This is a genomic window from Microbulbifer sp. ABF4_107 (assembly GCF_056312215.1).
In genome coordinates, this window is sequence record NZ_CM149983.1 from 2851956 (window position 1) to 2873167 (window position 21212).

The 21212-nt window shown below is 57.7% G+C and carries 14 protein-coding genes; 9 read left to right on the forward strand and 5 right to left on the reverse strand.

Annotated features, from left to right (window positions below):
• Nucleotides 1–137: 137 nt before the first annotated feature.
• From ACYX4K_RS11690 to ACYX4K_RS11715, 6 genes are all read left to right on the forward strand, one after another.
• A complete protein-coding gene (locus ACYX4K_RS11690; protein ID WP_475091953.1) occupies nt 138–887 on the forward strand; it encodes an OmpW/AlkL family protein in 750 nt (249 codons plus the stop codon).
• The gene (locus tag ACYX4K_RS11695) at nt 877–3210 is read left to right on the forward strand and encodes an autotransporter family protein (RefSeq protein ID WP_475091952.1); all 2334 of its coding nucleotides are present in this window, start codon (nt 877–879) and stop codon (nt 3208–3210) included. Before ACYX4K_RS11690 ends, ACYX4K_RS11695 begins: the two co-directional genes overlap by 11 nt.
• Before the next feature lie 54 nt (nt 3211–3264).
• A complete protein-coding gene (locus ACYX4K_RS11700) occupies nt 3265–4137 on the forward strand; it encodes a DUF1853 family protein (protein ID WP_475091951.1) in 873 nt (290 codons plus the stop codon).
• Between the two features lie 74 nt (nt 4138–4211).
• A complete protein-coding gene (locus tag ACYX4K_RS11705; RefSeq protein ID WP_475091950.1) occupies nt 4212–4793 on the forward strand; it encodes a GbsR/MarR family transcriptional regulator in 582 nt (193 codons plus the stop codon).
• 148 nt (nt 4794–4941) lie between these two features.
• Entirely contained in the window at nt 4942–6336 is a 1395-nt protein-coding gene (locus ACYX4K_RS11710) for a cytochrome ubiquinol oxidase subunit I (RefSeq protein WP_475091949.1), read from the forward strand.
• Nucleotides 6333–7352 (forward strand): cytochrome d ubiquinol oxidase subunit II, encoded by a 1020-nt coding sequence (locus ACYX4K_RS11715; protein ID WP_475091948.1) that lies wholly within the window; start codon nt 6333–6335, stop codon nt 7350–7352. The genes ACYX4K_RS11710 and ACYX4K_RS11715 overlap by 4 nt, the downstream gene beginning before the upstream one ends.
• Before the next feature lie 102 nt (nt 7353–7454).
• Here ACYX4K_RS11715 and pelA read toward each other — a convergent pair whose 3' ends face one another.
• From pelA to ACYX4K_RS11730, 3 genes are all read right to left on the reverse strand, one after another.
• Nucleotides 7455–8669: a pectate lyase gene (gene pelA / locus ACYX4K_RS11720; protein ID WP_475091947.1), complete on the reverse strand. Its 1215-nt coding sequence runs from the start codon at nt 8667–8669 to the stop codon at nt 7455–7457.
• 149 nt (nt 8670–8818) lie between these two features.
• On the reverse strand, nt 8819–9946 hold the full coding sequence (locus ACYX4K_RS11725; protein WP_475091946.1) for a PepSY-associated TM helix domain-containing protein: 1128 nt from the start codon (nt 9944–9946) through the stop codon (nt 8819–8821).
• A 260-nt stretch (nt 9947–10206) separates the two neighbouring features.
• The gene (locus ACYX4K_RS11730; RefSeq protein ID WP_475091945.1) at nt 10207–12300 is read right to left on the reverse strand and encodes a TonB-dependent siderophore receptor; all 2094 of its coding nucleotides are present in this window, start codon (nt 12298–12300) and stop codon (nt 10207–10209) included.
• A gap of 188 nt (nt 12301–12488) precedes the next feature.
• Here ACYX4K_RS11730 and ACYX4K_RS11735 point away from each other — a divergent pair, with 188 nt between their 5' ends.
• From ACYX4K_RS11735 to ACYX4K_RS11745, 3 genes are all read left to right on the forward strand, one after another.
• Nucleotides 12489–14159 (forward strand): ethylbenzene dehydrogenase-related protein, encoded by a 1671-nt coding sequence (locus ACYX4K_RS11735; RefSeq protein WP_475091944.1) that lies wholly within the window; start codon nt 12489–12491, stop codon nt 14157–14159.
• Complete coding sequence (locus ACYX4K_RS11740) at nt 14156–14851, forward strand: Lcl C-terminal domain-containing protein (RefSeq protein WP_475091943.1); 696 nt, start codon at nt 14156–14158, stop codon at nt 14849–14851. The genes ACYX4K_RS11735 and ACYX4K_RS11740 overlap by 4 nt, the downstream gene beginning before the upstream one ends.
• 87 nt (nt 14852–14938) lie before the next feature.
• Complete coding sequence (locus tag ACYX4K_RS11745) at nt 14939–17416, forward strand: DNRLRE domain-containing protein (protein ID WP_475091942.1); 2478 nt, start codon at nt 14939–14941, stop codon at nt 17414–17416.
• 92 nt (nt 17417–17508) lie between these two features.
• On the opposite strand, the gene ACYX4K_RS11750 is transcribed toward ACYX4K_RS11745, so the two are convergent.
• Both ACYX4K_RS11750 and ACYX4K_RS11755 read right to left on the reverse strand, forming a co-directional pair.
• The gene (locus ACYX4K_RS11750) at nt 17509–19725 is read right to left on the reverse strand and encodes a S9 family peptidase (RefSeq protein ID WP_475091941.1); all 2217 of its coding nucleotides are present in this window, start codon (nt 19723–19725) and stop codon (nt 17509–17511) included.
• Between the two features lie 84 nt (nt 19726–19809).
• A complete protein-coding gene (locus ACYX4K_RS11755; RefSeq protein ID WP_475091940.1) occupies nt 19810–21204 on the reverse strand; it encodes a sodium:solute symporter family protein in 1395 nt (464 codons plus the stop codon).
• Nucleotides 21205–21212 lie beyond the last annotated feature (8 nt).

Below are 21212 nucleotides of genomic sequence, written 5' to 3' on the forward strand. Positions count from 1 at the left end.
TGCTACTTTTACAGGTGCCCAATGAAATTCCTCTGGCAGCCCAAAGTTCAATAAATGCCGCGCCACAAAAAGCTGTTACAAGGACCCTTGGCCAATAACGCATAAGCAGGGCTAATCGGTGTTAAACGGAGTTAACAATGAAAAGTCTCAGGCTGGCCGCTTGCATAGCATTTCTGTTCCCGCTTTTGGCGCACGCGCAGATTCCTGTTTCCGATGTGGACCTCAAGCGTTTTTACGCACGGGTGGGCGCCAGCTTTATTTACCCGGATGACAACAATACGTCGCTGAAATACCACATCTTCCAGGACTGGAACCTCTACCGCACGGAGTGGCACGTCGAAGACGATGTAGGCTGGAATATTTCCGGGGTCTGGCGTCCTCTGCCCTATTTCGGTGTGGAGCTCATGTATACGGACGGGGCCGATTTCAACCTGAGGCTGGATCACCTGAAAGGGCGCCCGGGGTACGAACGCATCGACTTCGGGCGCTTTAGCGCCTCCTCCGCCAACCTCTTTATCAACTGGTACATGATGGACCTGGAGTGCCTGGGCCAGCCGTACCTGGGCATCGGCCTCAATTACTCGGATTTTTACGACGACGAACTGACCGCGGATTTCCAGGATTACCTGGTGGATAGCGGCATAGCGACCGGCCCCAGTTATTTCGGTATGAGCCACAGCTGGGGAGCGAGCGCCCAGCTGGGGATCGACTGGCGCCTGGGCCGCGGCGTGGCGCGCTCCTGGCTGATCAATGCGGCGGTCATCTACACCGATGCCAACACCGATACGATCGTCACCTACAAAACAGACCCGGGCTACCAGCGTCTCTACTCGGATTTCGAAGTCAATCCATGGACCCTGAATCTGGGTATCACCTATGAATTCTAAGGGTCGGGTATATCTACCCGCCGCCCTGCTGCCGGTCGCCCTCGGCCTTTTCCTATCCCCGTCCGGCGCCAGTGCGGAGTGTACTCCCGGCAATATCGGAACAGAGGGCCCCGATCAGATTTTCTGTGACCCGGACAACGATCCCGATGGCGCAGACGTCAGCGCACTTGGTGGAAACGATTTCCTTTCGATCGATACCGTCACACTGGGTACCGTCGATACCGGAGCGGGCAACGACACCGTAGAGATACTCGATGGAGAAATTGATACAAATCTCGAGACCGGTGACGGAAACGATACCGTGATTGTCGAAGGTCGCGACTCGACGATCGGTAATTACTTCTCCGGTGGTATCCACACCGGCGCGGGTAAAGACTACGTTGAGATTCTCGATGGTGTCGCGTTCGAAGTCCTGACCGGGGACGGTGACGACACGCTGATCCTGGACGAAGGGTTTATCTTCCACCGTGCGGATATGGGCGCGGGGGACGACCACTTCTACTACGACGAAGGCGTTATCGAACACTTTATCGGCGGCGACGGATCCGATACCGCCCGCGTGGATTCCTTTGCCTACGACGCGACCACCCTGTTCGACGGCGGCGATGACCTCACCGCCGACGATGGCTATATCGACAGTATCAAATTCGTTCTCGATCACGACCTGGACGGCAGGCTGCTGCAAAACTGGGAACAGGTGATAGTGAACGGCAGCTCGAAAATCGATTTCTTTGGCACCCTCGAAGTGGGCGGCGGAACCGCTGCCAACGGCGAGCGCCTGGGACTGACCATTCGCCGCGGTGGCGTGGTCGAATTTATCCCCAACGCTTTTACCATCCACGGCGATGTCGTCAATGCCGGCACCCTGTGGCTAAACGATGGCCGCATTAACCAGTTGACCCTCGCACCGCACGACGACGGTCGCTTTGGCAATTACACCGGCGACAACGGCCGGCTTTGGATGGAAACCACCCTGGCCGGCGACGATAGCCCTACGGACCTGCTGAACGTGGCCGGGGACACTGCCGGACACACGTTCGTGCGGATTTACAATTTTGGTGGCGACGGCGCCGCAACAACCGGCGACGGTATCAAGATCATTGACGTTGCGGGGAACTCCTCCGCGGATGCGTTTACCCTGGACGGCGAATACATCGGCTACGACGGTCAGCCCGTTACGGTCGGCGGCGCCTATGGCTACACCCTGCACTATGGCGGCCAGAGTGATCCTGACGACGGGAACTGGTATCTGCGCTCCACCCTTCCGGATCCATTTAATGAAAGCGGGCAACTGATACCGCGCTGGCAACCGGGCGCAGTCCTGTACGAAACCTACGCCCAGGCCATACGGCGTATGAACCAGCCCACTACTCTGCGCAAGCGCGTGGGCAACCGCTTTTGGGCAGGCACCAGCTTCAAGGACCGCGGTCTGTGCTGCTACGGCGATGCGGTGGAGCGCACCATTGACGGCGGCGGCCTGTGGATGCGGGTCAACTCTGTTTACAACGACAATGCCCCGGAAGAATCCACCGCGACGGCACACTGGCAGCAGGATTTCGGGCAGGTGCAGATCGGCTCCGATTTCTCCTTTGACCCCTCGGTGTACCGCGGGCGCCTGATGCTGGGCATTTTTGCCCAGTACGGTTACGGCAGTACCGAGCTGGACAGTTACTTTGGCCAGGGAGATATCGATACCTATAACTGGGGCATCGGCAGTACCCTGACCTGGTATGGCAGCCAGGGCAGCTACGCGGATATTCAGGCACAGTTCAACTGGTTTGATTCCGACCTCTACTCGAGAGAGCTCTGGGTTCTCGGCACCGGCAATGATGCCATCGGTTTCAATTTTTCCGCCGAAGGTGGACACAGCTTCAAACTCTGCGATTTCTATTCCCTCACACCGCAATTGCAACTGGCCTATACCGCGGAAGATATCGACGATAACCACGACCCCTACGGGGTAAGGCTGGAAGACACCGAAAACCAGGGTGGCTTTGCCCGGCTTGGGCTGGCATTTGAGCACCGGGTGAGCCAGCGCAACAATCGCAATATGTACGGCAATCTGCTGCTGGAGCGCATCGGCCTCTACGCCATTGCCAACACCTATTACTACTTTGATGATAAAACCGAAGTGAAAGTCTCCGGCACCTCCCTGTATCAGGCACGGGATGAATGGTGGGCACAGCTGGGACTGGGGTTTACCTACGACCAGTGCGGTGATCGCTGCTCCGTCTACGGTGAAGTGGACTATGCCAGCAGTGTTGAAAACTTTGGTGATAGCGACAGTGTGCAGTTGTCCATTGGATTCCGCTTCAAATGGTAAAGCACCGATCGCGCACGTATTTCGGCCGGGCGTGCAATTACCTATACTCCGGCCATGAGCAGCCCACGCCCCACAGCGCCCTCCAGCGCGCCCCCCAACCACTGGCAGAACTTGCTGTGGGCACTGGGCGCGCCGGATGTTGCCCCTGAGTTCCCCCTGCCCTGGCTACCGGCAAACCGCCACCGGGCGCTCACCGAGTTCTTTTCCCGCGCTGAAATCCAGCCACAACTGGAGCCCTCCCTGCTCGCGCATCTCGAGCAGTTGCGCAACCATCGGCTGGGTATCTATTTCGAGAGCCTGTGGGCATTCGCCTTTACCCATCACCCGGACTATGAACTTCTGGCCCATAACTTTCCCATTCGCGACCAGGGCAAGACTCTTGGCGAGCTGGATTTTGTTGTGCGCCACAACCCAGACAGTGCACTTGAGCACTGGGAAATAGCACTGAAGTTTTATCTGCAGGTTGGAGACTACTGGGTGGGACCGGGGCTGCGGGACCGGCTGGATATCAAACTCGCACGCATGCACGACCACCAGCTGCCGATTGCCCACAGTGCCGCTGGCTCTGCCACCCTGTTGGCATCCGGGTTCCGTGTAGACCGGCAATGGGCACTGATGCCGGGGCGACTTTTCCCGGCGCTGACCGCAACAACGGACAGCCCTGCCGCGAGCGCTTACTGGTGGACAGACCTGACGGGATTCCACAACTACCTATTTAGCAGTGGGGACTGGTGGCTGCTACCCAAGCCCTGCTGGCTTGCGCAAATTGACGGTGACCTCCCCTCCCGCGCCACCCGCATCGACGAGGCGCTCCTCACCCGCGGCCCCGTTTGCGTGGCCACACGCGACCGCCACGGTGAGGTGAGCCGCGGCTTCCTGGTTCCCGCCGATTGGCACACCCGCGCCCTGCACGCCATGGACCACTAGCTTTCACTTGACATAGATCAAAACAGGTTTACAATTTTCAGAAATTTCTGAAAGTTAAGAAGAAACCAAAACTAATGAAACTTTCCAGTCAGGCTCAGGCCTTCGTTCTGCACTTTGGCGAAATGGGCAGCCGTTGGGGGTTCAACCGCACGGTGGGACAGATGTTCGCGCTGCTGACGATCCACAGCGAGCCGGTGAATGCAGACCAACTGGCGGAAGCGCTGAAGATCAGCCGCGGCAATGTGAGCATGGGACTCAAGGAATTACAGGCATGGCGGCTGATTGAGTTACACCACCAGCCGGGAGACCGAAAAGATTACTTTACCGCGGCGGGCTCTATCTGGGATCTCGCACGCACCGTATTCGAGGAGCGACGCAAGCGCGAGCTGGACCCGACACTTACCCTGCTGCGCCAGTTGCTGCTGGCAGAACCCGGGGATGATCAGGAGGCCGAGGCGCAGAAGAAAATCCAGGAGGTCTACAGCCTGCTGGAAATGCTCGACCAGTTTGCCAATACCCTGAGCAAGCTGGATGAAAAGGACCTGCTCAAACTGATGAAACTGGGCTCGGGGCTCAGCAAGTTGCTGGAGCTGAAGTCCAAAGCCACGGGTTCTGGTGCAAGGGCCGGGGCGAAAAAGAGCCCTTCGCGTAAATAACCAATTCCCTCTCTTTCACTAACTTCAAAAAACTCATCAATAAAACTTTTCTACAAGACAACCCGGTTTCGCGGCACCGGGATACAGCCTGCCGCGCCCAGTTTTACGTCGCGGCCACTCCGACCGCGGCGGTTTCAAAGAGGTGCCCATGCTGGATACTCTGATCCTTTCGCGCATACAGTTCGCTGCCAACATCAGCTTTCATATTCTCTTTCCCACCATCACCATTGCTCTCTGCTGGATTCTGTTCTTTTTTAAACTGCGCTTCGACCTCACCGACAACCCGGTGTGGATGCGGGCCTATCGCTTCTGGGTAAAGATCTTTGCACTGACGTTTGCGCTCGGCGTGGTAAGTGGCATCACCATGTCATTTCAGTTCGGTACCAACTGGCCGGGCTATATGGAAACCGTGGGCAATATTGCAGGGCCATTACTGGGCTATGAAGTGTTGACCGCGTTTTTTCTGGAAGCGACCTTTCTCGGCATCATGCTGTTCGGGATCAAGCGGGTGCCCAGCAAGGTACATACTTTCTCCGCATTGATGGTGGCCATCGGCACAACGCTTTCCGCCTTCTGGATTCTCGCGCTCAATTCCTGGATGCAGACACCGGCGGGTTATGAGATTCGCGATGGGGTGGTGCATGCGACCAGCTGGCTGGAAGTGATATTCAATCCTTCCTTCCCCTATCGACTGGCGCATATGCTGCTGGCCTCCGGCCTCACTGCGGCATTCTTTGTCTGCGGACTTTCCGCCTACCGGATTCTGAAGGGCGACGAAAAGCAGGCGCCGCGGCTGGCACTGAAAACAGGCCTGATTCTGGCGGCGATACTCGCGCCATTGCAGACCTTTGTCGGTGACCTGCACGGACTGAATACCTTCGAACACCAGCCGCAGAAAATCGCTGCCATGGAAGGTGTATGGGAGACCGAGCGCGGCGCACCGCTGCTGCTATTCGCCGTGCCCAATGAAGAAACCCGCAGCAACGACTTTGCCGTGGGTATCCCCAATCTCGCCAGTCTGATCCTTACCCATGAACCGGACGGCGAAATTCGCGGGCTCAACGAATTTGAAGGCGATCACCCACCGGTAAAACCGCTGTTTTTCGGGTTCCGCATTATGGTTGGGATGGGCCTGCTGATGCTGGCCACCGCCTGGACCGGCTGCTACCTGCTGCGCCGCAAGAAATCACTGCCACCCATTTTTCTCAAACTGCTGGTAGCCATGACCTTCTCCGGCTGGGTCGCCACTCTCGCGGGCTGGTACGTTACCGAGGTGGGGCGGCAACCCTGGCTGGTTACCGGAATTCTTAAAACCGCCGATGCGGTTACCCCGGTGGCGCCGGCCAATGTCGGTCTTTCCCTCGCACTCTACCTGACCGTGTATGTGATTCTGATGTGGGCCTATATCCACACGCTGAAACGTATGGCGCTGAAGTCGGTCACGGTGGAGGAATTCGAAACAGCGGAACCGGTAGCGGATGGCAGCCTGACCAATCTGCCCCATTCGCACGCACACACTGAAACTCGTGGAGGTACAGCATGAACGAGATGATCAACCACAGCGGCGACTGGTTACCGGTGGTCTTTATCGGATTGATGGGTGTGGCGGTGCTGGCCTACGCAATTCTCGATGGCTATGACCTGGGCGTGGGCATTCTGCTGCCTATGGGGGAAGACGACGAGCTACAGCGGGATACCATGATCGCTTCCATCGGGCCATTTTGGGATGCCAACGAGACCTGGCTGGTACTGGCGATTGGACTATTGCTGATTGCCTTCCCCGCGGCCCACAGCCTGATCTTGATGCATCTGTATATTCCCGTGGCGATTATGCTGATTGGCCTGATCATGCGCGGAGTGGCCTTCGACTTCCGCGCCAAGGCGGCGGTGGATCACAAGCTGGCCTGGGATCGCACCTTCAAGATCGGCTCACTGCTCACCACCCTCACCCAGGGTTATATGCTTGGCCAGTATGTGATGGGGTTTGATCAGAGCCTGCCTTCCCTGCTCTTTTGCGGAGTTTCCGCGCTCGGGGTAACGGCGGCCTACAGCTATATCGGCGCGGCCTGGCTTGTATTGAAAACCGAAGACAAACTGCAGGCACGGGCCGTGCGCTGGACGCGCCTTGCTGGGCGCGCCTCACTGGTGGGCGTGATTGCGGTGTGTGCCATCAACCCGCTGGTGAACCCCGGTGTTTTCGACCGCTGGTTTACTTTCCCACTGGTGATGTTTGTGCTGCTGATTCCGGCGCTGTGTTTCCTGGGGTTTATCTTCAACGACATATTATTGGCGCGCCTGCCCAAGGCCAATGATCGCCACAGTGCGATCCCCTTTGCCATTGTGGTGGGGATTTTCACTCTGTGCTTCAGCGGGATTGGATTCAGCTTTTTTCCGGAAATTGTGCCGGGCCAATTGAATATCTGGGAGGCGGCCAGTGCACGCGAGTCGTTGCAGTTTATTCTTGTAGGCGCTTTGATCGTGATTCCGGTGATACTGCTGTATACGGCGTTTTCCTACCGGGTGTTTCGGGGCAAGGCGACCGAGCTGCACTACCATTGAAGGTCGTTGCTTTCGCAGATACGAAAAGCCCTGATTTTTCAGGGCTTTTTGGGTTCGTCTGCGGGCAGGCTCCCGCAGGAAAGTAGATTGCCCGGTGAGAAGCTACTGCTTCCACTTGCGGTATTCTTTCAATGCCTTGTAGGGGCGCTCGCTGTACCAAGCGTAGCCTTCGCGGCGTTCCGCGGATACTTTTTCAATTTCAAAATAAATACTGCCATCGCGGTCGCCGAATACCGGGCGATCACTGTCGATATCGTAGAAGCGCGCCCACAGCGGGTCCGCGTTTTCATCGCGCACCAGCGCCGGTGATATATCGCCACGGCGATAGCGCAGGCCGTCGATCTGATGCTTTTCAAACCAGCTGGCGGCACTGTCAATCGCCTCGCGAATAGGTTGCGGTGGGTTCTTAAGGGTCATCAGGAACAGCATCAGGTCGGCACTTTCACTGGTCGCCAGGGCCACCGGTTCAAACGCGCGGGCAGAGGTGGGTTCCAGGGTTTGTGGATGGTGCTGGGCACCCCAGATCGTAGGCTTGCCGTTTACCTTTACCTGGGTCGCTACCAGCATTTCCAGCGCGCGCTTCAGAGCGTTTTGAGCCTGCCCTTTTAACTCCGCAGAAATAAATTCGAGGCGCTCATCCCCTTCCGCTGCGGCACCCACCACTTTCAACAGATTGGCAATGGCGTCGTCATTAAAGGTGATGTCGTCGTGGTATTTACCGCGCAGGGGGAAAGTCTGGGGCCAGCCGCCATTGGGGTACTGGGCCAGCAGGATAAAGCGCAGGGCGCGACGGGCGGAATCGCAGTAGCGCGGCACCTGTGTCGCGTTGCAGGCATTGACCATCACCCAGAACTGGATACTGGTGGCGTAGTTATCAAAAGTGGGGATATAGCTTTTTTCGGTGCCGTAGTACTGACCCGGCTCGCGGGGTTCCCGCATATCGGTGCGCTTGGACCAGCCGCCGGACGGGGTCTGGTAGGTGAGCAGGCTGTCGGCCAGCGCCCTGCCCTCATCACTGGCGATATAGTCGCGATCGTAGAGCGCTTTTTTGACGTCGAAGCCAAACAGCTTGGCCTTGGTGGGCTTAGTGCTTTTCTCGATCCCGGCCGCCTTGCGCTCCGCCGCCAGTGCGTTCTGGTCCAATTCGTAAAAGAAGCGGGAGAGTGCCCGGTAGTCTTCCATATTGCTGGCGGGCTTGTGGGCGAGCGCGGTTTCGGCTTCCAAACTGCAACCACCGGAGAACATCAGCAGGAGGCCGAGGGAAAACGTGCGCACGGCGCCGATCCATTGAACAGGCTTAACTGGTCGCAAGGTCATGATTGGGGCTCGCTATTGTTCCTGTCAGGCAGGATTTCATTATTTGGTAAGGCCAAACGATGGTAGCAAAAGCCCCGCAGGGAGGAAACAGGCATAAAAAAGCCGGGACTGGCCCGGCTTGAAGGATGCATAGCTATTGAATCGCGGGATCAGGCGGTGGCGCCTGCCAGTGCCGCCGCCTTCGCGCGCTTCTTCACGCGGGCATTGCGGCGCTTCTCACGGCGCTGGTACCAGATGTACACACCGGTGATGGACAGCAGTAGCGGCGACAGTCCGATCACACACCACAGGATCTTGCTCACCAGGCCGGCAAAGTTACCGAAGTGCAGGCGGCGGTAGCTATCCACAATCACCGCACCCACAGAGGCGTCGCGGATATCGTAGCTGAGCATATGCTCGCCGCTCTGGGCGTTGTAAGTGACGTTACTAGCGTATTCGCTGATCAGCGGATTGCCGGTGTGGACGTCGCCCCAGAAGGTGAAGTTGGCACCCGGCTCCCAGGGGAAGGAGATGTAGGTGATCTCGAAGTTCTGGATACGGTTGCCGGTATCGTCCATCAGCCCCTGCAGGGAGAGGTCGTCGTTGTACAGGCGCTCGGCCATCTTGTAGTGCTCGTGACCGTCCGCGTGCTCTTCCAGCTCGTGGGCGAAGTGGGTGATGTTCCACCAGGCACCGGTAAAGCCGAGGATCAGCAGGATGGGGGCGCCGATAATACCGGTCATTTTATGCAGATCGGAGAAGTACACGATCATGCGCGCGTTCCAGCGCAGGGTGAAAAAGTTCTTCCAGAATTTGCGGTACAGAATAAAACCGGTGATACCAAGCCCACACAGCAGAATGGAGAAGACACTGGTGATCAGCATGCCCCAGTCGCCCATCAGCAGGGTGTAATGCAGATCCAACAACCAGTTGGTGAGGTCGTCGGTCAAACCGGCGGGGCCGCGCAGGGGCTCGCCGGAGTACTGGTCCATCAGCGCGAAGGTCCAGTCGTCGGTACCGTACTTCATGGTGTAGACCACGTCCGCGCGGTCTTTGTCCTGAAACAGTGCCCAGCCGGTAACTTCGTAATCCGGGAAGTTCCGGTGCATGGACGCTTCCAGCGCATCCAGGCTCAGGCGCTCGCGCCCGGCGGAATCCACCCGCACCACATCTGCCGCCAGCATGGTGTCGATCTCATGCTTGAACACCAGGATGCTGCCGGTGATACAGATGACCAGCAGCGGAACAAAAGCGGCCAGTGCCATCCAGCTGTGCAGTTTGAACAGGGTTTTATTCATAATGTTTGAATGCTTGAAATGCGCGTATTCGAATATCAGCGGAGGGCAGCATCACTGGACAGGCACAGGGCTGACCAATATGCGGGTTACAGCTTAGACGGCAGTCTAGTCCTCTATTGCATCAAATACAACGTATTCTCATTTAGCTTTTATCAATCGACGCCATACAAGATATAAATGGCGGTTGTCTTACAAAAAAGCCGGACAAACCACTGGTCTGTCCGGCTTTTTTTAACTCCCCTGACGGCGATGGTTCGATATCAGAAGCTGTACTGGAACGATACCTGACCGTGACGCGGCGCACCGTAGATGGCACCGTAGGCCAGACCTTCCACGTACTTCTCGTCGAACAGGTTGTTGATGTTGAATCGAACAGTCGCGGACTCGCTCACTTCATAAGACGCGAAGGCGCCCGCGCGGAAGAAGGCGTCCTGCTCGGCGTAGCTACCGATAATATCGGACTGCCAGCGACCGTTCACACCCACTCGCAGCTGCGGCACGGTATCCAGGCGAGTATCAAAACGTACCAGGGCGGTGGTGCGCGGTACCCATTCGTAGATGTCATTGCCGTCCGGGCCAGTCAGGTCCAGATGGGTCAGACCCACTGTCAGGTTCGCGTTGTCGGTTACCTGGCCGACCGCTTCGATCTCAAAACCCTCGGACTTCACGTCTTTTGGGGCATACCAGGAAGTGCCATCTATCTGGCCTGCGTAAGTCGCCAGGCCCTGCTGCTCTGCACTGAATACCGCAGCAGTGGTCAACAGGCGGCTGTCGAACCACTCGGCCTTGACCCCGGCTTCCATATTCACGCCCTTCATCGGGTCCAGATAGACACGGTTGATATCGGTCTGGTCCTGATTCTGGAAAATATCGGAGTAGGAAACGTAGCCGAGAATATTGTCGGTGAAGTCGTAGGTCAGCCCCATATACGGGCTGGTCTCTTCGGTATCCGGGTAGTAGGTCTGGGATACACCACCGCCGTAAATAGAGCTACCTTCGCGCGCCAGCTTGATGGAATTCACCCCCACGATCGCATTGAGCGCATCGGTAATGCTCAGGCGTGCCGCAGCGTAGAGACGGGTCAGTTCCTGCTCACCGGCGGATGCAGGGGACATCTCACCCCATGTGGGCTCCGGATAATCCTTTCCACCATTCGGAATGGGAAGCGGAAGAAACATTTGCTCGTCCGGAGCCGGCGCAGAACTAGAAGCGGTCTCCTTCATTGAATGGCTGATTCCGGCAATCAGGGTGTGCTCCTGACCAAAGGCATTGAATGCGCCGGTCAGGTTCGCGTCCAGCAGATCGTTGGTGCTGTCGGTGGCTCCGCGATACGGCCAGCCTACCGGTCCGGTGCCGTCTTCATTGATGTAGCTACCCCACGCGTAGAGAAGCTTGGATTGAGTTTCGTTCTCGTGCCGGTTGTAGGTGAACTTGGCCTCCCAGCCCTCGGGCAGCTGGTGGGTATATTCAACAAACGCGGTTTTGGATTCGGTATCCCAGTAGGCCCAGTCGGCGGCGGTGGAAGTGGAGGTATCGAAGTCCGCCATGCTGCCGTCTGCGCGGAACAGAATCAATGAGCCCCACATCGGGGAATCCTGCTTGTCATCGCGAATGGTCACACCGGCAGTCAGTACACCGTTGGTGCCGATCTGGCCGTCCACTACACCGTACAGAGACATCTTCTCATCGTGCTGGTCACGGATGTGAGAGTCCTTGTCTTCGTAAGCAACAACCACACGGCCGGCCCAGCTGCCATCTTCGGTCAGCACCTGGTTGTAGTCTGCTGCGGCACGTTTGTAGCCGTAGGAGCCGCCACGGAAATCGACGATGCCACCGGTTTCATTGGTCGGGCGCTTGCGCACATAGTTGATGGTGCCGGAGGCGTTGCCCACACCGGTCAGCAGGCCGTTGGCGCCGCGGATCAGCTCAATCTTTTCAAACAGGAAGGTATCCAGCTGGCCAACTACAGTACCGAAGTCGTTGGTCATACCGAGGCCGTCGACCTGGGTAAGCTGGATCTCGAAGCCACGGGAGTTATAGGTAGCGCGGTTGGTTTCGTACTGATCAACGTTGACACCGGTGCTCAGCTCCAGGGCGTCATTGGCGCCGGTCACGCCGAAGTCTTCCATGGTGCGCTGATCGACGATGCTGATGGACTGAGGAGTATCCTTGATGGCCAGCGCCAGGCCGGTGGCACCGCGGCTTACGCGCTTTTCGCGCACGCCAACTACGGTCATCTCTTCAATGGCGGTTGCACTCGCCTCACTTTCCCCTTCAGCGGCGATGGCGCTATTGGCTGCGGCCAGTGCGACAGCCAGCAGAGAGCTGGCGAATATACGTGGATTTGATTGCATTATTGAGCCCCCAGGAACTACCCCTTGAATTTGGAACGGGAGTCTAATGAACCGCAACCCGTAATGCAATGAATTCTCATTTAGATTTTATCGTGAAAAGTCATTTGGTGTTCTGACCGGCCAGTGTCATTGAATTGCCATCTGGCCTGTTTAGTCTGCCGCCCTTTGAGAGCCGGACGGGAGAGGACGTGGCCGACAATCGCAAAAGCCTGCGCTGGATTCTGCTGCACGGAGCTGCCGGCGTTGCGGTGCTGTGCAGCCTGCTGAGTGGATTGCGCATTGCCAGTCTCTCTCGCCCGGAAGTCGCCCGATTTGAAGAGCTGCTCCCCCAGGGGCAAGTGATCGGACTGCACTTCCTTAGCGCAGTGGCGGTCACCCTGGTCGCCATCCTTTATGTCGCCCACCGCTTGCTGGCCGCCTATCGCGCGCGCGATTGCCGAACCTCAACCTCTGCCACGACCCGGCGCTGGCCGGGCTGGCAGCGGGCGATTATCCGCGCGGGATACCCGGTTCTGCTGTTGTCGCTGGGGAGCGGCTGGCTGCTGTTTGCGGGCGCGGCGGGTGTGGCGGGTGTGGAGTGGAGCCTGCGCGACTGGCACTACCTGGGTGCCATCGGGATGCTCGCGTATATCGCGCTACACGCCGGGCTCTACCTGGTGCGCTGGGGCCGAAAGTCCCTAGTGCGAATTTGCCTTCCCCAGGCAGGGCAGCGATCTCCCGGGCGCCTGCTCGTCGGCGGCGGACTAGTCACCGCCACCCTGCTGATGCTTTTAAGTGGCTGGCTGCTAACTCACGGCCAGAGCCAGGTCCCGCTGCCGGTCGCGCAGATTCCACTTATCGACCCCGATCATTCCCCCATCGAGATCGACGGTCGCGCCGATGAACCCCAGTGGCAGCGGGCAATGCCAATCACGGTTTACACCGACGGCGGTGCCAACTTCGATGACGGCGCCACCGAGGTCACCCTGCGGGCACTTACCAACGGCGAAGAATTTTTTCTGTCCGCCCGCTGGCGGGATGCCACCCGCAGCCTGGTGCACCTGCCACTGCTGAAAACAGAAAATGGCTGGGAGGTGCAGCAACAGGGTTTCCACAATTTCGATGAAACCCGCCACTACGAAGACAAATTTGCCGTGCTGCTGTCCTCCAGCTGCGCTTTCGGCGCTGCCGGCACTGCGCACCTGGGGCGCAAACCGCTATCCGAGCGCCCGGCCAACTGGCATGGCAAGGGTTACCACTACAGCAGTGACGGGCAACTGCACGACCTTTGGCACTGGAAGGCGGTGCGCACCAACGACATGTATCTCGCCGACGACAACTTTATCGGCCCGCCGGATCAGGTGCGCCCGGGAGAGCGCCGCTATACCGCCGGTTACCAGCAAGACGGCAAGGAGTCCGGTGCTTACGTGATGAACTGGCAGTGGTACAAGCCCAGCATCATAGTACCCAAACGCCTGCCCATAGATCCGGTGCAACTGGCAGCGCTGCAAACAGGCCAAAATAAACACGACAGTAAATACCAAAACGAAAAAGCGGAGTGGGTAATCCCCTGGTTTGACTACCAGCCCTACTCCGCCGCGCAGGACGCGCGCTATCCGGCCGGCACGGTCATGCCGTCGGTGATGTACAACTCCAATCGCTTTGAAGGGGACCGCGCCGATGTGCGTGCCCGCGGCGTATGGAAAGATGGCTACTGGCATCTGGAAATTGCGCGCAAGCGGATTACCGGCTCCACGCTGGACGTGCCGATTGCCGATGGCACCTGCCTGTGGGTCTCGGCCTTCGATCACTCGCAGATTGCTCACACCCGCCACACCCGTGCGATCCGCCTGCAATTTTTCGAGGAGCCGGCGCGATGAAAGTCTGGCAACGCTCGCTTGTGCTTTTTTTACTGTCGGCCGGTGTGCTGCTTACGGCAGCGCTGCATCAACCGGAAGATCCCGTACCGGTTCCATACCATTTCACAAAAATAGATTCCTCTGGTGTACCGCTACCTAACTGGGCAGGCCCCTGGTCCTGCGTGTGCGACAGTCGCAGTAGTCTTTTGTGGGAAGTGAAAACCGACAGTGAAAATATTCACGATGGCCTTTGGACCTACTCCTGGTATCGGGAACAGGTCCACCAGAGCGAGGGGCTCATTACAGTATCCACTTCCGCTTCGAGAAAACAGACGGCGATTGGCACACCCAACAATGGCGACTGCTATTTCGAAGAAGAACGCTGCGATACCGCCGACCTGATCCGGCGCACCCGCGAAGAGACGTTGTGTGGTGCACAGGACTGGCGACTGCCCACCGCTGGTGAACTGCAAACCCTGGTCTACACAGACGCAAAAGCCGGCCAGCCCACCATCGATACCGCCTTCTTTCCAAAAACCAAACGCGGTGATTATTGGACTTCCGAACAAGATGGTTCATTACAAACCGTTTACAACTATTTAAAGTCCGGCGCGGTGGCGGTCAGTTTCGTGGATGGGCAGTCCATCACAATTCCACACCGCAATGCGGCGTTTGTGCGCCTCGTCTCCGGGAATTCAAAAAGCTGTCACTAATCCCCCTGCACACTGCCCGCGCTGTATTTTTTCGTTCTTCTGATTTCCATTTATTTTCTTTCTATAAAAACCTGGACAGGAAAACCCATGAAACAGTTTCTGGGAAGTAACTCTATTCGCCTGGCTGGCTCCGCGAGCCTGCTGATGGCCCTGTGTGCGGCAGACGCCAGTGCCGCCACCAAACATTACCGCCTGGTATGGGACACCGACGGCCGCACCAGCGCCGTGATCGGCTTTTCTCCCGATGGCAGCAGCTCCAATCCTTACGTGAGCTACGGCTACTCCACCAACGAGGGAAGCTGGACCAGCGCCGGCGTGGATGCCAGCTACACCTTTGATGGCAGTATCGACAGCAGTTTTGTACGCCTGGAAAATCTTTCCGCCGATTCCGATGTATTCTTCCGCGTATGTGACCAGGATGGCTGTGGCGATCGTTTCTGGTTCAAGACTGCCCCCAACGATAACTCCCCCTTTGTAGTCATTGCTGGCGGTGACACCCGCACCGGTCACACCAACCGTCGCCAGGGCAACCAGCTGCTGGCAAAAATTCGCCCACTCGCAGTGATGCACGGCGGTGACTTCACCGATGCCAACAGCGCCTCTCAGATGAATGCCTATCTCGACGATTGGGAGCTCACCTATTCCAGTGACCAGATCGACGGTTTGAGCTACAAGCGCATCTATCCACTGATCCCCACTCACGGCAACCACGAAGACGACAACTACTCGACCCTGTGTCAGGTGTTCGGAGCCGACTTCAATACTGACGGCAACTGCAACCCCAGCGACACCTACGGTGCCGTGCAGATTTCTCCGCTGCTGCGCGTATACACACTCAACAGCCAGTTTAAAAACAGCGGCTGGTCTTCCTACGCCAGCGCCCAGAACAACTGGCTGCAGAGCGATCTCGCCAGCTACGGCAGCAGCGCCCAGTGGCGCTTTGCCCAGTACCACAAACCCATGTTCCCCCACTACACCGGCAAATCAGAAAATCAAATTCTGCACACCTGGTGGGCACAGGATTTTTACGATTACGCGGTGAATCTGGTAGTGGAATCCGACACCCACATGACCAAGCTCACCCAGGCCGTTGAGCCCAGCGGTAACGGTTTTACCACCGCGTCCAATGGCGGCACCATTTATGTGGGTGAAGGCAGCTGGGGGGCGCCGGCGCGCTCCGCCAACGACCCCAAATCCTGGACCATCGATCTCGCCAGTATTCAGCAGTTCAAGGTGATTCAGGTAAGTCCGAGTGAACTGACCGTGCGCACTGCTCAATTCAATACCTCCGCCAGCAGCCTGAGCCGCGCCGACCGCGCCGCCGATCCACTGGCACTGCCCGCCAACGTCAACTGGTGGAGTGCCAACCAGGTGGGCGAAGCCATGACCCTGGTGCGCAATGGCAGCAATCGCAGTGTGATCAGCGGCGGTTCGTCCAGCAGTTCATCAAGCAGTTCCTCTGGCGGCTCCTCCAGCGGCGGCTCCGGCGCCATTGCCATGGCGGTCACCGACGATGTATTTGTCACCGCAAACCAGACCGGCACCAATTACGATGGCAGCAACGAAGGCCTGCTGGCAGATGGCGCCGACTCGGCCTACGGGCAGATGATGACCCTGTTGAAATTCGACCTGGACGAAGTCGCCAGCTGCAGTAATTTCAGCAATCTGACTCTGGAAGTGAACGTCACCAACTATTCCAACAGCAGCTATGGCGTCTTCCTGGCCAACAGCGACTGGCAGGAAGAGTCCGCAACCTGGAGCAATATTGGCGGCAGTGGTGTGCGAGGCACCCAGCTCGCTACCTTCACCCCATCGTCAACCGGTCTGCGCCAGATCGGCCTGTCCAGCGGTGCGGTGGAAGGCTGGTTGAGCGACAACAATACCGGCCTGGTGATTGCGTCGCTCGGCGGCAGTGACGGTGTGGATATGAACTCGAAAGAGACAGGTACTGCACCGGTGCTCTACGTGAACGCAGACTGCGACGGCAGTGGTTCCAGCAGCTCGTCGAGCAGCTCTTCCAGTTCGGGCTCTGGCAGCTCGTCCGGCTCCGGCAGTACCCAGCAGTTGGTGCAAGCCGCATCTGACGACGTATTCGTAGGCTCAAGCAAAAGTGGCAGTAACTTTGACGGCGACAGCGATGGCCTGCTGGCGGACGGCAGTGATCGCCAGTACGGTGAGATTTACACCCTGATCAAGTTTGATCTGGGTGGTGTGGAAAACTGCAGCAACTTCTCCCAGGCCATTCTGAAACTGAACGTCACCGACCGTTCCGGTAACACCTATGGAGTTTACCGTGCCGCATCCAACTGGCAGGAAGGCAGTGCCACCTGGAACAGTGTCGGCGGCAGCGCCATACTCGGCAACCAGCTGACCACCTTTGTGCCCAGTTCCACCGGCACCCGCCAGATTGACCTGCTGTCTTCCGGCATTGTGGAAACCTGGTTGGCCGGCAGCAATACCGGCCTGGTCATAGCTTCCAATAACGGCAGCAACGGTGTGGACATGACCTCCAAGGAAACCGGACAGGGACCGCTGTTGCGACTGGAAGCGACCTGCAGCAATTAATCTGCGACAGGGTTTTCTGTCTTCCACAAAAAAGGGGGCTTCCGATCTGGAAGCCCCCTTTTTCTAACTCAGCTTTCTGTTTCGCCAGCGCGTTATTCCGATGCCTTCAGGGTGCGGTCAAAAAAGTCCTTCATCATCTGATGCCAGTGCTTGCGGGTTTCCTTGCCGCGCAGGCTGTGCTTTTTGCCGGGATAAGTCATCAATTCAAACTGCTGGCCGTTGTCCTGCAGCTGCTTGATCAATTTGGTGGTATTGGTGAACAACACATTGTCGTCTGCCATGCCGTGATAAATCAGCAGCGGGCCTTTCAGGTCCTTGGCATAGGGGAATACCGACGCCGCCTCGTAGGCCTCCGGCACCTGGTTCGGGTTGCCCATATAGCGCTCGGTGTAATGGGTATCGTACAGACCCCAGTCCGTCACCGGTGCGCCGGAGACGCCCGCCTTGAAATAATCCCCGGCCTTGAACATGGTCATCAGCGCCATGTAACCGCCATAGCTGTGGCCATAGACACCAATGCGCTCGGGATCTACAAACGGCAGTGAGCGCAGGAATTTCACCCCGGTAACCTGATCCTCCACTTCCACGCCGCCCATTTTTTTGAAGATGGGGTCTTCAAATTTTTTGCCGCGATTCGCGGAACCGCGGTTGTCCAGGGTGAACACCACGTAACCCTGCTGGGCCATAAACTGGTTGAAAGGTCTGTCCCAGCTATTGGTAACCAGCTGCGCGTGGGGGCCGCCGTACAGGAATACCATGGTCGGGTAGGACTTCTCGGGATCAAAGCCCGCGGGCTTGTACATGCGGTAGTGCAGTGTGTGCCCTTGCGGCGCTTTGATCTCCCCAAATTCCGGCTCAATCCAGTCACTCATATACGGGTGCAGCGGGTGGCCCTTCTCCACCTTGTTTTCCTGCAGCCAGGTCACGCGCTTACCATCGATACCGTGCAGGCTGACCTGAGCCGGTGTGGTTGGGTTGGAGTAGGTATCGATATAGCCCGAGGCATCAGCGGCAAATTTGATGCTGTGCATGCCGGCGCGGGAGGAAATTTTTTCAATCTTGCCGCTGCCGTTCAGGTCGGTCACATACAGGTGGCGCTCCAGCGGCGTGTCTTTGCGGCCGGAGAAATAAACCTTGCCGGACTTCTCGTCCAGCGCTTCCAGCTCGTCGATAGCCCAGTCACCACGAGTCAGCTGCGCCAGTTGTTTGCCGGAGAAGTCGTACAGGTATAGGTGCTTGAAACCGTCCTTTTCCGACGCCCAGATAAAGCGGTCGCTGTCTTTCAGAAAGCGCAGGTCGTGGAACAGGTTCACCCAGGTATCGCTGGTTTCCACCAGAGCGTTGCGGGTCTTGCCGCTGGGGATATCCACAAAGCGCAGTTCCAGTCTGTTCTGGCTACGGTTCTGCCATTGGTAGGAAAGCAGGTTATCCCGCGCCCATTTCACACGCGCAATATAGATATCTTCGTCTTTGCCAAGATCCAGCCACTGGGTTTTTCCGCTGGCGAGATCCAGCACACCCAGTTTGATTTTTACATTGGGGCGGCCGGCAGCGGGATAGCGCTGCTTGATCATATCGATGCGATCCGCATAGATTTCACTGCGGGTCACTTCATCCACCGGACTCTCATCCACCTGCAGGAAGGCAATGCGCTTTTCATCCGGCGACCACCAGTAGCCGGTCATGCGGTCCATTTCTTCCTGGGCAACGAATTCGGCCATGCCGTTTTTGATCGCGCCGTTTTTTGAACCGCCATCAGTGGTCAGCTGACGCTCCTTGCCGGTTGCCAGGTCCACCACAAAAATATTCTGGTCGCGGATAAAGGAAACGAAGTTGCCCTTCGGGGAAACCCGTACATCGGTTTCAAAAGCTTCGGTTTCGGTCAGGCGCTTGGACTTGCCGCCGTCCAGTGCGTAATAGAACACATCGCCGGCGAGGGGGAATAACAGGGACTTGCCATCTTTGGACCAGCTGTACTCCATGATACCGCTGCCAAAAATGCGCTGGCGCTCGCGGCGGGCCTTCTCCTCGTCGGAGAGCTTCTCCTCGCCACTGTGCAGCTTGTCGGAATCCACCAACATGCGCGTCTCGCCGTCGCTCAGGCGGTACTCCCACAGGTCGTAGCGGTTGTAGTCTTCCTCCCGTCCCTTGAGAAAAGTCACCCGGCTACCGTCCGGGGAATACTGCAGCGCGCGCGGGCTGGTCCCGCTCAAAGCAGGGTCAGAGAATATTCTGTCGATCGTCAGCTGTTCCGCAGAGGAATAACTGGCAAAAGCACAGCCCAACAGGAAAAACAGTTTCCGCTTCATATAACCACTCGCGCTTGAATCTTTATCAGCGAGAGATAATAGAGGGCAGGCTTTTCCAACGCCAGATTTTGCGGCGATGCGACCTTATTCGACGTTGAGCGCCGGGGAAGAAATGGCTGCTGATCGGGGGGAAAGCAGGCTCACCAGTACACCGGCCAGTAACGCGGCAGAGACCGCGGGAATAATCGGATTGCCCCAGAATCCGTTGACCGTGACCATCACAAGCAGTGAGGTGACCGAACCAGCCAGCAGCGAGGCAAGTGCGCCCTGCCAGGTGTAGCGCGGCCAGAAGCGCCCCAACAACCCACAGGCAAACAGCCCGGCCATCACCGTGGAAATCATTTTGCTGATGTAGCCGATCAGGTCGTCGGACATCATCGCCATCGCGAGCGCGATTCCGATGACCACCAGCAATCCAATGCGGGACTGTTTCAAGCCATCACTCTTTTCACCTGCGGGCGCTTTCATCAGGTCACGCACCAGTACGGAAACACCGGCAATGGCATCGGAGCTGGCACTGGACATGGTGGCCGACAGGCCCGCCAGCAATACCAACACACCGATGCCCAGCGGAAGCACTTCGATCGCGAGATAGGGGAAGGCAAAGTTACGGTTTTCCAGTGCGGGATTCAGCACAAAGGCACAGATACCGATAATGGCCGGTACCAGAGAAAAGAACAGATAAAGGCCGCCGGAAATATAAAACGACTTGCGCACGGAGCCGACACTGCGCGCGGAGTAAATACGCTGGCGAAAGGAAGGTGTGGCCAGAACACCGATGGCGATAACGGTAGCCAGGGAAAGTGCCGGCAGGAATGCCATCGGCTGTGACCGCTCAACGGCCCGCTGGGATTCAGTAACCACTTCCCAGCCACCCACGGTGTGCACCGCAAATACCGCCATCAGCAGAAAACCGATAAACAGTACCAACGCCTGCAGCGTATCGGTCCACACCACCGCGTGGTAACCGCCCACGATCACAAAAATTCCAAAACCCATGGCGACCAGGAGTTTCGCCAGTTGCAGATCGATGCCGGTAATCCAGGCAAGGTACAGGCTACCGCCCAGAATGTGCGCGCCGAGCCAGCCGAGGCAGGCCACCAGAATCAATACCGCGACCACCTTCTTTACCAGCGGGTGATTACCCACATAAGACGCGAGCTCTTCACTCATGGTGGCAAAGCCCTGCGCCCGTACGGGAGCGAACAGCAACCCGAGCAGCAGGATCCCCACCGCACCGCCAATACCATACAGAGCCCCCGCCCAGCCATTGGCATAGCCAAAGCCCACCGCGCCCATGGAAGAGCCGGTGCCAACCATAGTGGCAACGGTGGTGCCGATGGTCAGAAAGATCGGCAGGCTGCGGCCGGCGAGCAGGAAGTCGTCCTCATCGGTGCTGCGCCGGGAGACGAACCAGCCAACGGCGATCAGGAAAACGATATAGAGGCCGAAGGCCCCCAGGAAAATACTGGCATTCATACTGGAAA